We start from the raw sequence: 12,872 nt of genomic DNA, 5'->3' as shown, positions 1-12,872 counted from the left end.
TCATGATAGCAAAGTTTAAAGATATAAAAACTCTTGATGAGTTTGCTAAGCTAGATTTAAAGTGGCTTGTTGATGGCTTTATCAAAGAGCAGACTATCACTCAGCTCTTTGGTCAAAGTGGTGGTGGTAAAACTACACTTAGCCTAGCTCTAGCCAAATACGCACTTGATAATAAAAGCATAAAGCAAGTTATCTACATAGACTGCGACAATAGCCTAGCAAGTTTAAATGATAATAATGTAAGGGATTTTATTGAAAAATATAAAAATATCTTTTATTACTACCCTGATTATGAGCCAAGTCGCTTTGAGTGCGATTTTAGCTCTTGTGATGATTTTACTGGTGTGCTTTTAATCATAGATGGCACTATAAATCTCATAGATGGTGGCAAGATAAATAGTGATGAGAGTGCTATAAAGTTTATGAGATTTATAAAAGAACTAAGAGCAAAAAGACTTACAATAATCTTTCAAAATCACACCGCCAAACATGATAAATCTAGCTCAAAAGGCAATAATCAGCTAGAAAACTACTCAGATGAAAACTTCAAAACCGAAAGAATGGCTAGCATCTATACTCTCACTCCAAAAAAATATAGAATTCCAAATATCAGCCCTTTAAAAATAGAAGTAGATAAAGAAAACTTTGAGATAAAAAGCATTTGTAAGTTTAGCGAGCTTTTTAATCTAAGTGATGAGGAAAAAATGTCTATAAAACTATGTGTTGAGATCTTAGAACAAGATGAGAGTGGTCTAAATCAAAAAGAACTCACAGCAAAGCTTTATAAAATCAAAGATGAAACACACTTTGAGATTGTTGGTAGAAACAAGCTTTGGAGTTTGCTTAAAAAGTTTGAAAATAAGCTTTTTAGCATAAAGACTGGCGAAAAGCCAAATGAGAAAATATACAAACTCTGCCAAAATAAAAATGCTGATGAGATTAAAAAGATTGTTTTAGACATGGAGGATTTGTAAGAATTCTTTTAGAGTTAGCAAGGGGAGTTTCTCTTTTTAGTGGTGGAAGAATTTTCTCTTGTTTGAAGTGGAAATTCTCTTTCTTAGTGGTGGAGAAATTCTTTTTTATTTGGAGTGGAAATTCTCTTTTTAATGGTGGAAAATTTAGTGGTGGTTTTTGGAAAATTTGAGATATTTTTTTTGAAAAAATATTTTGGAAATTTTAGAATTTTCGCAGATAAGTGCGCAATGAAAGTTTTTTGATTTTGGTATTTTTTGTGAGAGTTTTTGCGTGAGTGGGAGGTTTTTAAAATTTTGGATTTTTGTAGAGTTCAGGATAGCTTTTTTGATATCAAAGTGTGGAACTTTGAATCAAAAAAGCATTGTCTGCGACGCTCTTAATGGTAATATGAAAGGATATAAATGAGAGAAATAAGGCTAAGAGTTAGCGATGAAATTTATTATAGAATTTTGCTACTAATGGAGCAAAATTCTAGTAGCAAAAATGCTTTAATAAACTCGGCAATTTTAGAGTTTTTAGATAAGGATAAAAGTGATCAGTTTTTAGACAATAACGCTCAAACTAAACTCAATCATAAAATACAAATTCCACTTAGTGATGATGAGTATAATTTGCTAAAAAATAGAGCAAAATCTCACGGATTTAGCTCTGTAAGAAAAGAGTGTAGATACCAAGTTATTAACTCACTTTATGATGAGCAGTTTTTGAATAATTGTGAACTAAAAGAGTTTAAAACTGCTACTGCGAAATTCAATAAAGTATCAAAAGATTTGTTTGAGTTTATCACGCTTTTTAAGCAAAGCAGAGAGTATGATTTTATTCAAAGCTTTAAAGGCTTTGAGCCTATAATTGATGAAATCAATCAAGCCTTGGAGAGCTATAAAAAGGATTTGGATATTATCAGCAAGAAAAGGCAAAATCGTTTGAAATAGCTAAACAGCATAATCTATCTAAAATGCTCTTATTATAAAATCATTATGATTTTAGCATTATACTAGCCAAATCAATTTTATCATTTGTCCATCCGTAAAACACAGCCGAAACTTCATTTTATGGGCGAATTCATTTTATTTTCAATCTAAAATAAAAGGAATTTAATGCCTAAGAAGTTCTTTGATGATGAGTTTAAGGCTAAAAAGGTTTGGCAAGATTATCTAAAACGATCTAAATCAGCCACTACTTTTAAAATAAGACAAGCTAAAAGCTCTAAACAAGTTAGCAATAACCCCTTTACACCACACAACGCAGAAGTAGTTATTAGAGTAACTGGCTCATCGTGTGATTTTAATCGCCTAAAAGCGCATTTGCACTATATCTCACGCAATGGAGAGCTAGAAGTATTTGATAAAGATGAAATGCGTAGCTATCAAGGCAAAGAAAGCATTGAGAGTATAGCGCAGAGCTTTAATGAGTATTATGAGATTAAAAGCAAGAAAGAATTAGAGCGTGATGATATAAAGCCAAAGCGTGAGGCACTTCATATAGTATTTTCAATGAAACATTATCACAATGCTACAACTGAGCAGATAAAAAAAGCATCAATCAATGCTATAAAGCAAAAGTATCCACATAATCACTTTGTAATTGCTATGCATAATGATACAGACAATCCACATTGTCATTTAGTGCTAAAAATGATGGGCGATGATGGTATTCGCATAAATCCCAATAAAGCTGATCTAGCAAATATGAGAGAGCTATTTGCTAGGGAGCTTAGATATATGGGGGTAGATGCGAAAGCTACTAGGAAATCAAGGGCATTTGGAGAATTAAAGCTAAATGGAAGTGAGAATTTTGGACATAAGCCTCATCATTATATGGTAAAAGACTTTGGCAAGGCTAATTTTAATTTTAATGATGAAAACGAGATGAGCTATTATGTTACATACACGACAAGCAAAGGTAAAGACATTACTATTTGGGCAAAAGACTTAGAGCGTGTAGTAAATGAGAATAATATCCAGCGTGGAGAGTATTGTAGATTTGCTATAACTGATGAAGTGCCAAGAACAATTACTATAAAAGATAAAAAACAGCCAAATATAGTGTATTCAAAGGTGGTTTATGAGAAAAAGTGGAATGTAAGCGTAGAAAATAGAGTTAAACCCACTTAAACGCCCATCAAAAAGCACTTATAGCACTTACGATATCCAAGCGCAAGGGCAACCAACGCACACCACGCAACAAGCCTACCAACATACAATAAACACCACGCAACCACAGCGCAAGGGCTTTGAGTGGTAATAAGCAAAGCTCATCGCTCTACTTTATCCCCCACCCCACAGCGCAATGCGCCAAGAGCGTTTTTACCAGTAAGAAAAGAAAGCAATCTTACAATTTAATTTTTACTATACAAAAGAATTATCAAAAATTGCACTTGGCTCTTTAAATACCTCTATAAACTCGCTGAAAGCCTCTTTTGCCTTTTCTTTATGAGCATTGCTTTTTGTGCCAAAAATGCTACCTCTATCCACAAAAACGCCATCAAAATCCGTGCCATTTAGCATAAGCTCGCCCCTGTGTAAGCAAGTTTCTAAATAATCCCTAGCCTTGTTCTCATCTAGCTTAAACTCAGCATTAGTTAGCATGTTTTTTAATTGCTTGTTTTTCTCTTCTTCAAAATGCGCCATCCACTGCGCTGAAATATCGCTATAATTACCATTTGCTGTAATCTTATCAATAAAACTCATTATAAGCTCTTGTTTGCTTTTTAGTGTGATGTCAGCACCCAGCATTGAGCCAAGGCGTTCTTTGAAGTCTGCTATCTTTTGCCCTGAGCCCCCAAAGTCCTTGATAAGTGCTAGCAAATACTTTCTATCCACTACATAATTGCTCAAAATCTCCACTGGCACAAACTCTATATCATCGCTAATATCAGTCTTTTCTCGCTTTTGCTGCGCATGTCTGCGTTTTAGCTCATCATAGCGACTTAGTAGATTTTCTATCTCTCTATCACTTCTTAGTGCTTTTTCATCAAACTCTATAAAGTTTTTCAAAATATTTTCAAGTCGCAAAATATCGCTAAAGCATTTTATAAACGCTCTTTCATCATCCTCACTCTCAAAGCTAATTCCTCTTAGCTCATCAAACTTCGCTTTCAAAATCCCAAAATACTCATCAAAGCCCTTTACAAAAAGGCTATCTTTTTGCGTGGCGACATTGTCATTGTTCGCATATAGCCTTAGAGCGTTTTCTATCTCGTTTTCTAGGTTTAGCAAGCAGACTATATTTCCCATTTTCTTTCGCTCATCGCTTATGCGGTTTGTGCGAGAAAACGCCTGAATTAGTCCATGCATTTTTAGCCTTTTATCCACCCAAAGAGTATTTAGACACGGTGCATCAAAGCCAGTTAAAAACATATCCACCACGACTAAAATATCAATCTTTCTATCCCTTAAAAGCTCAGCTATTTTTTTATAATATTCGTTAAAATTCTCTAGTCCATAGCTAAAACCAAAGTTTTTGTTAAAATCATCTATCGCCCTAGCTAAAAAGCTTTTATTCTCACTCTCCAAGCCTTCAATGCTGACATTTTCTTCGCTTTGTTCGTTATTTGAGCCTGTGAAAATAATCGCTATTTTATAGCCCAAATCCGCGCTTGCTATCTGCCTTTTTAGCTCGTTATAGTATAGCTTAGCACTAGCAGTAGAGCTAGTAGCAAAAATGCTATTAAAAGCCCTTTTATGTGTAAGTCCCTCAAACTCTTTTAGCACAAAAGCGCAGTTATTTTCTATCCTGCGCTCATCATTTAGTGCACTTAGCTCATCTATGCCCTCTACTTGCTCGTCTACGCTGTCCTTTGCCTTTGCGCTGGCTGTTTTGATGATATTAAATTTCAGCACATTTTCATCTCTTATCGCTGAGATTATATTATAGGTGTGAAGTCTATCGCCAAAGAGATTTTCAGTCGTGTTATAGTAGCTATTTGCGCTAGCATTTTCATCAAATATCGGCGTGCCAGTAAAGCCAAAAATATGCGCCCTTTTAAACCGCTCTTTTATGCGCCTGTGCATATCGCCAAACTGCGAGCGATGACACTCATCTATTATGATAGCTACTTCATCATCATACACGCTAAACTCATCATTTAGAGCCTTTACTAGCCTTTGGATTGTGGTTATTACGATTTTTGCGTCTTTGTCGCCCAAAAGCTTTTTTAGAGTCTTGCTATTGTTTGCGCCGTTTGCGCTACCTTTGGCAAAGTTCTCATATTCTCTTTGTGTTTGAGTATATAGGTCTTTTCTATCCACTACGAAAAGCACTTTTTTGATATTTTCTAGCCTGCTTGCTAACACGGCTGTTTTAAAGCTAGTTAGTGTCTTACCACTACCTGTGGTGTGCCATATATATCCGCCAGCCTCTCTGCTACCAGCCTGCTTGCTACTAGAGTTTATACGCCCCAAAATTCTCTCGCAAGCTGCGATTTGATACGGTCTTAGCACTTTTAGATTTTTCTCGCTATCAAGCACGCAGTAGCGAAAAATCACTTCTAAAAGCGTCTTTTTGGCTAGAAATGTAGCGCAAAAGTCTTTTAAATCATCTATTTCATTATTTTTAGCATCCATCCATTTTGAGGTAAAGCCATAGTCTTTTGCTGTATTTGAAAAATACTTGCTAAAAGTGCCATTTGAGATGATAAAAATCTGCGCAAAGCCATAAATGCTATCTTCGCTCATTTGCGCCTTATACCGCTTGATTTGCTCAAAGGCATTTAGCATACTTACTCCACGCCTTTTTAGCTCTATATGCACAAGCGGAAAGCCATTTACAAGCACACTAGCATCATAGCGATTTTCGCCACTTGTGTTTCGTCTTTGCCAAATTTGATTTATGATTTGAAGTTTATTTCTGCCTAGCTCGTTTTTATCAAAGATTTTTATATTTTTATCTTTGCCATTATCTAGCTTGATTGTTAGCACATGCCCACTCTCAAAGACTATTGCGCTCTTTTCATATCTGCTTTTTTTGCCTTTTAGATATTCTTTTATCTGCACCCACTCGCTTTGGCTAAGCTTTATATCATTTAGCTCTTCTATACATTTATGAGCATTTTGCCACAGAGAATTTTCATCTTTTATATCTGCTTTGTATTCATACTCGCCAGTATTTACAAGGTCGTTTATTAGCTCGTTTTCTAGCTCACTCTCACTTTGAGAGCTTTGCTCGCTTTGGGGAATTTTGCTGTAATCATCTAAAACTATCATTTGCTATCCTTGCTAGGGAATTCTAGAAGTCTATCTCGCCAGTATTCATACTGCTTTTGCCTAAGTTCTATTTCTTTTGGAATTCCTGCACTAAGTCCATTTGCTAGTTCATTTAAAGAATCTAGAATTCTTACTATTCTTTCTTGCTCATCAAGTGGGGGCAGGGGAATTTCTATGTTTTCAATATCATTTCGTGAAATTCTAGGTACACTTGCTTTACGAACTTTACTAAGTAATTCATTTTGTTTATTTATTAAAATATAATAAATAAAACGATTTATGACATTTTCGTTAGTTTTACAATAGAAACAATCGTCAGCAGCCCAAAAATCATCATAACTATAACCAATACTTCCAGCAGAACCACCAACTATGATAAAAGTGCTGTTTGCACTACAATTTGCTTTATCGTAATTTCCAAGTGGTTTTAAACTATTTTGATAGACTAAATATTTACCATTATTTAAGTCTTTTTTTGTTACACGAATTCCACGAACAAACTCACACACTTCGCCGAGTTTGAAAATTCTAGAATTCCTAGCATTTGTGATAAGATGATTTAGATAATATTTATATTGTTTTTCGCGCGCAGTTTTTTCAAGCACAAGGCTACGCACAAGGCTACGCACAAGGCTAGAAAAGCTATCTAAAACCTCTACAATCTTATTTTGAACCTCTAAACTCGGCACAGGAATTTTAATACTTAAAATAGAGCTCATTTCAGGGTGTTTGATGCCAGCACCACGAAACATTTTTTCTATAATTTTTAAATTACTTTGTAAATAATAAAATATAAATTTTAAATTTACTTTGCTTGTATCTTTTGATATAGCAAGTAAATTGCCACTATCGATAAATTTACCATTAAAATATTTGATATTAGCAAAGCCGCCACTTGGCAAAGCTATAATTTCAGCTTGATTGAAATTTTTACAAATTTCGCTATTTGTATAGCCACTAAAATTTCCAGTAGAAAGCAAAAAAATATCGCCATCATCGCAAAGTAAATTTTTTAAATCAGCAGATAAAATGTGATTAAATTTAATAGTTTTTTCTTGCCACTCTTTTGGAATTCCTTTAAATTTTTTATCCCAAATGGTAAGCTCATAAAGTGGTTTAAATTCCACATTTTTACAATTTTGCTTAATAAATTCTAGAATTCTCATTATTTTAGTCCTAGTTTTGAGTGCGAACCAAAGCGCAAGCAGTGTAAAATAAGCTCATTTTCGTTTTTTTCATATACCAAAAGTGCATCGCCTTTTATGTGGCATTCTCTCGTGCCGACAAAATCGCCTTTTAGTGCGTGGTCTTTGTATTTTGGCTCTAAAATCTCATCATTTGCTAGCTTTTCTATAACAGCACGAAGCTCGGCTATAAGCGCAGAGTCGTTTTTAAAAGGCTTTAAATCTTTTTTAAAAACCTTGTGGTATTTAATGCTAAATTTCATTTTAGCAAGTCGCTCATAAGCTCATCTACATCGCTATAAGCTTTTGAGAGATTTTTGTTATTTCTAGCTTCGTTTATTACTTTTAGCGTTTGGCTTTGTTCGGTGCTAAACTTAAACTTTTGATTTTGTTCTTTTGCTAGTTTTTTGGCAAATTCTAGAATTTGTTCTAAAAATGCGCTATTATTTGCACTTATTGTTAGGCTTGTCATTTTATTTCCTTTTTTATAGCTCTTTTAGAATTTTATCTATTTTAGCTCTTAGTTCGTTTTGCTCTTTTAGACAAACATTAAGTTCGCTATTTACCTCATTTATATCAATTTGCTCTTTTTGCTCACTTTCAAAATACGCACTAGGGCTAAGGTTTGAGCTATTTGCGATTATTTCATCATTTGAGACCAAAGCGCAAAATTTGCTGTTCTCTCTTTTGTTATAAATATCCAAAATTCTAGCTATATTTTCATCGCTTAAATAGTTATTATTTGGCTCTTTTTCATAAAAGCTAGTGGCGTTTATAAATAGCACAGATTCATCTTTTTTACGCTTTTTAAGCACCATTATACAAGTAGCAATTGATGTGCCAAAAAATAGATTTTCAGGCAAGGCTATAACGCAGTCTATGAAGTTATTTTTTAGCATATATTCTCTTATAGTTTTTTCAGCACCGCCACGATACATAATGCCAGGAAAACATACTATTGCGCCAGTATCTTTTAGCAAATAAAGCGAGTGCATTATAAAAGCTAGGTCTGAGTAGCTTTTTGGTGCGAGTTTGCCAGCTGGACTATATCTAGGGTCAGCTACCAAAACTTCGCTATTATCGCCCTCCCACGAAGTGCTATAAGGTGGATTTGATACTAAAAAATCAGCACTAAATTCTTTTATATCTAGCTTGATTGCGCTATCATCTGCGCGCGTAAATTTTGGCTCAGTGAGCGTGTCGCCATTAGTGATAGAAAAGTTCTCATAGCCTACATTGTGTAAAAACATATTTATTCTACAAAGGTTATAAGTAGTGATATTTAGCTCTTGTCCGTGCATCTGCGCTTTTATGCCTTTGCTTTGAGCTTGTTTGTGTGCTTTTATAAGAAGTGAGCCTGAGCCACACGCTGGGTCGTAGATAGTGGCACTTTTGTAGTCTTTGGCGCCATTTAGCACTAAATGAGCTAGTAGCTCGCTCACACTAGCAGGGGTGAAAAACTCACCGCCACTTTTGCCAGCATTACTAGCATACATTGACATTAGATACTCATATGCATCGCCTGCTATATCATTTATCGTATCGCCATAACTAGCAAAATCAATATCATTTATAGCTTTTAGCACTTTTGAGATGTTTTTATTTCGTGCTAGGGTGTTTGCACCAAGGCGATTTGAGTTAAGGTCTATATCATCAAAAAGCCCTTTTATATCCTCAGCACTTGCTTTGTTTTTGGCAGAATTCTCGATGTTTTTAAAAACCGATTTTAAAATCTCATTTATGTTTTCTTCGTGTTTATCAAGGTTTTTGATGATATTTGAAAAAAGCTCACTAGGCAGGATAAAAAAGCCTTTTTGGCGGACGATTTCATCCTTTGCGTCCTTTGCCTTATCGTCGCTAAGCTCAGCGTAAGCAAAGCCTGCGCCCTCAGCTTCGTTTATGTAGCTCTCCAAACTCTCGCTAATAAAGCGATAAAATAGCACTCCAAGGACATACTGCTTAAAATCCCAGCCATCTACTGAGCCTCTGAGCTCATCTGCTATTTTCCAAATTGCGCTGTGAAGTGCCTTTCTCTCCGCTACATTCATATTTTGCCTTTTTATTTTTTCTTGCTGATATTTTAGCGAAATTTTGGGGAAATTTTACGAAAAATAGATTTTTTAGGGTTTATAGTTAATCACATAAATTGAGAGTAGATTTTAACCTACTCTCAAATATTTTACCAATAAAAGAGAAATCGCCATTAAGAAAGAAAGGCTATTTTATTTACAATCGCACCACTAACCCAAAGGCATTTTTTAAGGCTAATAAATATATATTAAAATTTTTAAAATTTTACGATATAGTAGCGTTTGCGGTTAAAATTTTGGCTAAAATCCATTAAAAAGTTTAAAAAGTTACAATTTTATCGTTATTTGAAAGATTTTTGAGATATTTTGCTAGATAATCAACGGAAATTATAGCACAAAAATAGAATTTTGTGCTAAATATCCCTTAAAAAAGTGGCTCAATATTATTTAAATAATTAGCATACCACTCTAAAAGTGTGCGTTTTTGCTCTATTGTAGCTTTTTCTCTCTCGTATGAAAACTTAACTGGATTGTATTCTTTATGCGCTAGCACACTCTCAATAGCCTCTTCGCTTATACCCATTTGAAGTAGTTCAGCCTTGTGCAAAGAACAAATCGTGCGAAATGTAGCACGAAAACCATGAGATGTGACCTTGCCATTATATTTATCTTTGCCTCCTAGGTTGCGAATTGCCTTGCTTATACTATCTCTGTGTAGATGTCCAGCCATTGTGTCAGCTGGAAACACAAACACACTATTACCGCTAAAAATCTGCTGTTCTTTAAGCACTTTTAGAGCGTAAGAACAAAGTGGAATTTTGTGTTCGCTTTTGGCTTTCATTTCAGTAGCCTGTATAGTCCAAATGCCGTTTTCAAGGTCTATATCACTCCACTTAGCACTTGCTGTATTTATAGGGCGATTGCCACAAATAATTTGTAAGTATAAAGCTCTTTTTGTTTGTAAATCAAGCCTATTATCGTTTTTAAGGTCAATTATAAAGCTTTTTATATCGCTCTCATTTGTCAGCGCTGGATATCTAGTATCTATTTGATTGTCCAAATTAAACCTGCTTGAAGTAGGAAACTCATCATGTAAGCCATCGCTTGGATTATGCTCAATATATCTATCTTTTATAGCTATTTTAAAGACAGCATTTAGCTCATTTATAAGGCGATGAATTGTTTCTAGTCTACTCTTTCTTGGATTATTTGGATTAAAAATGGCATTAAAAATTGCTAAAAGCTCGCTATATTTAATACCTTTTACATCACGGCTAGCCAAGCTTGGCATCAAATAATTATTAGCCATATCAACTATTTTCTTTAAATAGCTATCTTTTAAACCTCTTTTTTGCTTTTGGGCTATGTGTAGCTCAAAAAGATTTTTGAATAGATATTTGTCGTTTTTACCCTTAATGGTAGCCATATCTTTGCCACTTTCTAGCTCTTTAAGTAGTTTTGTGGCATCACGCCTAGCATCAGCCACGCTATAAATACCCTCACGGAATTCTTTTATTTTAATGTAGTGCTTATTATAGTATAAACTAAAAGTTTTCATTTTAGTCTTTTCATACACACAGACATAAAGCTCTTTTGGGCTACCAACTACTTTTTTGTAATCTTTACCTATAAATTCTAATAGCCTAATATCTTTATCAAGCAAGTAAGCTTTTGAAATATTCGCCATTTTAGCCCCCTTTTTTTTATAAAAGTGAGTTATTAAGCTCTAAGTGAGTTAATAACTAAGCTAATTATTCTACAACAAAAGCTAATCAATGTCAATCAATCTAAATCAAACTAAGCTAAGATAATGAATATATCGTGTTATTCTAAATTATTGTAAATCAAAAGAAGCTTAAAATAAACTGAAATGGTGGAGTTAAGCGGGATCGAACCGCCGACCTCTTGAATGCCATTCAAGCGCTCTCCCAGCTGAGCTATAACCCCAAAATAAATATTGTATTTTAGCAAAAAAATCTTAAATTTGAGCAAGTTTTAAGAAAATTTTGCTATAATTTTATTCTTTAATTGCCCAGGTGGTGGAATGGTAGACACAAGGGACTTAAAATCCCTCGGCCTTTTGGCTGTACCGGTTCAAGTCCGGTCCCGGGCACCAGCTTTACTTTCCTTAATTTTCCCTAAGCATTTTTATTAGACTTTATGCTTTTGCTATTTTAGTGGTAAAAAGTATTTTACTTCAAGTGAGATTTTAGATATTGAGATTATATCAAAATCAAGTTTAAGCAGTATAAGTAAATTCTAGAATTCTGGCATAATGATAAAAAAGTGGGTATGAAAATGCTATAATAGTCCCTTAAATTCATACTTACAAGGGGTATAAAAAATATGAGTAAAAAATTTATCCATCCAACGGACCCAGTAGCAAAAATTGTGGCGGTAATTTAGTAGTAAAAATAGGTTTTACAAAGAGCAAAAACCAAAGATTTAAGTGCAAAGATTGCTCTAAAAAATTCACTTTTAAAAACAAAAATAAAGCTGAAAAATTATTTAATTCTTACATTATAGAAAAGAAAACATTAAATACCTTATCCAAAGAAAATAATATCTGTGAAAAAACACTTAGAAATCGCATAAATACCATCAAGATAACCAAGCCTATAAAGATAAATCTAAAAGAAATTATATTGCTAATAGACACTACTTACTGGGGCTTAAACTTTGGAGTAGTAGTCTTTAAAGATGCTATTTCAAATAAGTTTATTTGGTGGCATTGTATAGAGCAAAAACTAGAAGACTACAAACTGGGCTTTAAGTGGTGCGTGGAGCAAGGATATATAATCAAAGCAGTAGTAAGCGATGGCTTTAAGGGACTTGCCAAAACTCTTTATCCTATTGCGTTTCAAATCTTTCACATACTAAGAGCTGTAATGGCAAAGCTAACTAGAAAGCCTAAAAGTGATGCTGGAATGGAGCTTCTAGCACTTAGCAAAGAACTTTGTAAGCTTAGCAGTAATGATTTTATCAATAAACTTTCTAAGTGGCAAGAAAGACACAAATACTTTTTAAATGAAAAAACTATTGATGAAAATGGTAAGTGGCGATATACACATACTAGATTGCGATCTGCGAATTACACTTTAAAACGAAATATAGCCTTTCTTTTTGCCTATGAAAGCGTAGAAAATCTACCAAAAACAAATAATGGACTAGAAGGATAATTTGCTCATTTAAAGACTAAACTTAGAGTTCATAGTGGATTAAAATTAGAAAACAAAATGTCTTTATTCCACATTATTTTAAGCTAAAAAATAATGAAAGATAAAAGCAAAAAGTGGAATTTCATACCCATTTTTTTACTATTATGCCGGAATTCCTAAAATATTAGGAATTCTAGAATTTAAAAAAAATCTTTTAAATTCTATTTTTATATTGCAATAATCTAGCAATTTTTTTAAGAAAATTAAACACAAATTGGATAAAAGCTCTATAAGCTCATCTTTTAAAAGCTCCTCTTACCA

The 12,872-nt window shown here is 33.9% G+C and carries 11 protein-coding genes and 2 tRNA genes; 5 read left to right on the top strand and 8 right to left on the bottom strand.

Annotation, left to right across the window (positions count from 1 at the left end; translation table 11 throughout):
* Positions 1–2: 2 nt before the first annotated feature.
* The 3 genes from PTQ34_RS02470 (at position 3) to mobP1 (ending at position 3,089) form a co-directional block, all read left to right on the top strand.
* Positions 3–974 carry an AAA family ATPase gene (locus tag PTQ34_RS02470; protein ID WP_273931888.1) on the top strand — a complete coding sequence of 324 codons (972 nt, stop codon included), beginning with the start codon at positions 3–5 and terminating at the stop codon, positions 972–974.
* 402 nt (positions 975–1,376) lie between these two features.
* Positions 1,377–1,907: a hypothetical protein gene (locus PTQ34_RS02465; RefSeq protein WP_273931887.1), complete on the top strand. Its 531-nt coding sequence runs from the start codon at positions 1,377–1,379 to the stop codon at positions 1,905–1,907.
* A 165-nt stretch (positions 1,908–2,072) separates the two neighbouring features.
* Complete coding sequence (mobP1, locus tag PTQ34_RS02460; RefSeq protein WP_273931886.1) at positions 2,073–3,089, top strand: MobP1 family relaxase; 1,017 nt, start codon at positions 2,073–2,075, stop codon at positions 3,087–3,089.
* Here mobP1 and PTQ34_RS02455 read toward each other — a convergent pair.
* From PTQ34_RS02455 to PTQ34_RS02420, 8 genes are all read right to left on the bottom strand, one after another.
* Positions 3,086–3,226, bottom strand: a complete 141-nt coding sequence (locus tag PTQ34_RS02455) for a hypothetical protein (RefSeq protein ID WP_273931885.1) — start codon at positions 3,224–3,226, stop codon at positions 3,086–3,088. The genes mobP1 and PTQ34_RS02455 overlap by 4 nt on opposite strands.
* A 97-nt stretch (positions 3,227–3,323) precedes the next feature.
* The gene (locus PTQ34_RS02450) at positions 3,324–6,179 is read right to left on the bottom strand and encodes a type I restriction endonuclease subunit R (protein WP_273931884.1); all 2,856 of its coding nucleotides are present in this window, start codon (positions 6,177–6,179) and stop codon (positions 3,324–3,326) included.
* Positions 6,176–7,345, bottom strand: a complete 1,170-nt coding sequence (locus PTQ34_RS02445; RefSeq protein WP_273931883.1) for a restriction endonuclease subunit S — start codon at positions 7,343–7,345, stop codon at positions 6,176–6,178. Before PTQ34_RS02445 ends, PTQ34_RS02450 begins: the two co-directional genes overlap by 4 nt.
* On the bottom strand, positions 7,345–7,626 hold the full coding sequence (locus tag PTQ34_RS02440) for a type II toxin-antitoxin system YafQ family toxin (protein WP_273931882.1): 282 nt from the start codon (positions 7,624–7,626) through the stop codon (positions 7,345–7,347). The genes PTQ34_RS02445 and PTQ34_RS02440 overlap by 1 nt, the downstream gene beginning before the upstream one ends.
* Positions 7,623–7,835: a THUMP domain-containing protein gene (locus PTQ34_RS02435; protein ID WP_273931881.1), complete on the bottom strand. Its 213-nt coding sequence runs from the start codon at positions 7,833–7,835 to the stop codon at positions 7,623–7,625. The genes PTQ34_RS02440 and PTQ34_RS02435 overlap by 4 nt, the downstream gene beginning before the upstream one ends.
* A gap of 13 nt (positions 7,836–7,848) precedes the next feature.
* Positions 7,849–9,411 carry a type I restriction-modification system subunit M gene (locus tag PTQ34_RS02430; RefSeq protein ID WP_273931880.1) on the bottom strand — a complete coding sequence of 521 codons (1,563 nt, stop codon included), beginning with the start codon at positions 9,409–9,411 and terminating at the stop codon, positions 7,849–7,851.
* A gap of 406 nt (positions 9,412–9,817) precedes the next feature.
* On the bottom strand, positions 9,818–11,080 hold the full coding sequence (locus tag PTQ34_RS02425; RefSeq protein WP_273931879.1) for a tyrosine-type recombinase/integrase: 1,263 nt from the start codon (positions 11,078–11,080) through the stop codon (positions 9,818–9,820).
* 184 nt (positions 11,081–11,264) lie between these two features.
* Positions 11,265–11,340: transfer RNA gene (locus PTQ34_RS02420), tRNA-Ala, on the bottom strand.
* An 83-nt stretch (positions 11,341–11,423) separates the two neighbouring features.
* Here PTQ34_RS02420 and PTQ34_RS02415 point away from each other — a divergent pair.
* A tRNA-Leu gene (locus tag PTQ34_RS02415) sits at positions 11,424–11,509 on the top strand.
* Between the two features lie 241 nt (positions 11,510–11,750).
* Positions 11,751–12,572, top strand: coding sequence for an IS256 family transposase, variant Zn-binding type (locus tag PTQ34_RS08890; RefSeq protein ID WP_449727697.1), 822 nt, complete (start codon positions 11,751–11,753; stop codon positions 12,570–12,572).
* The last annotated feature ends 300 nt before the right edge of the window (positions 12,573–12,872 follow it).

Source organism: Campylobacter magnus (assembly GCF_028649595.1).
Lineage (GTDB): Bacteria > Campylobacterota > Campylobacteria > Campylobacterales > Campylobacteraceae > Campylobacter > Campylobacter magnus.
Note: the sequence above shows the minus strand (reverse complement) of the source record. Positions and strands in the feature narration are given on the sequence as shown.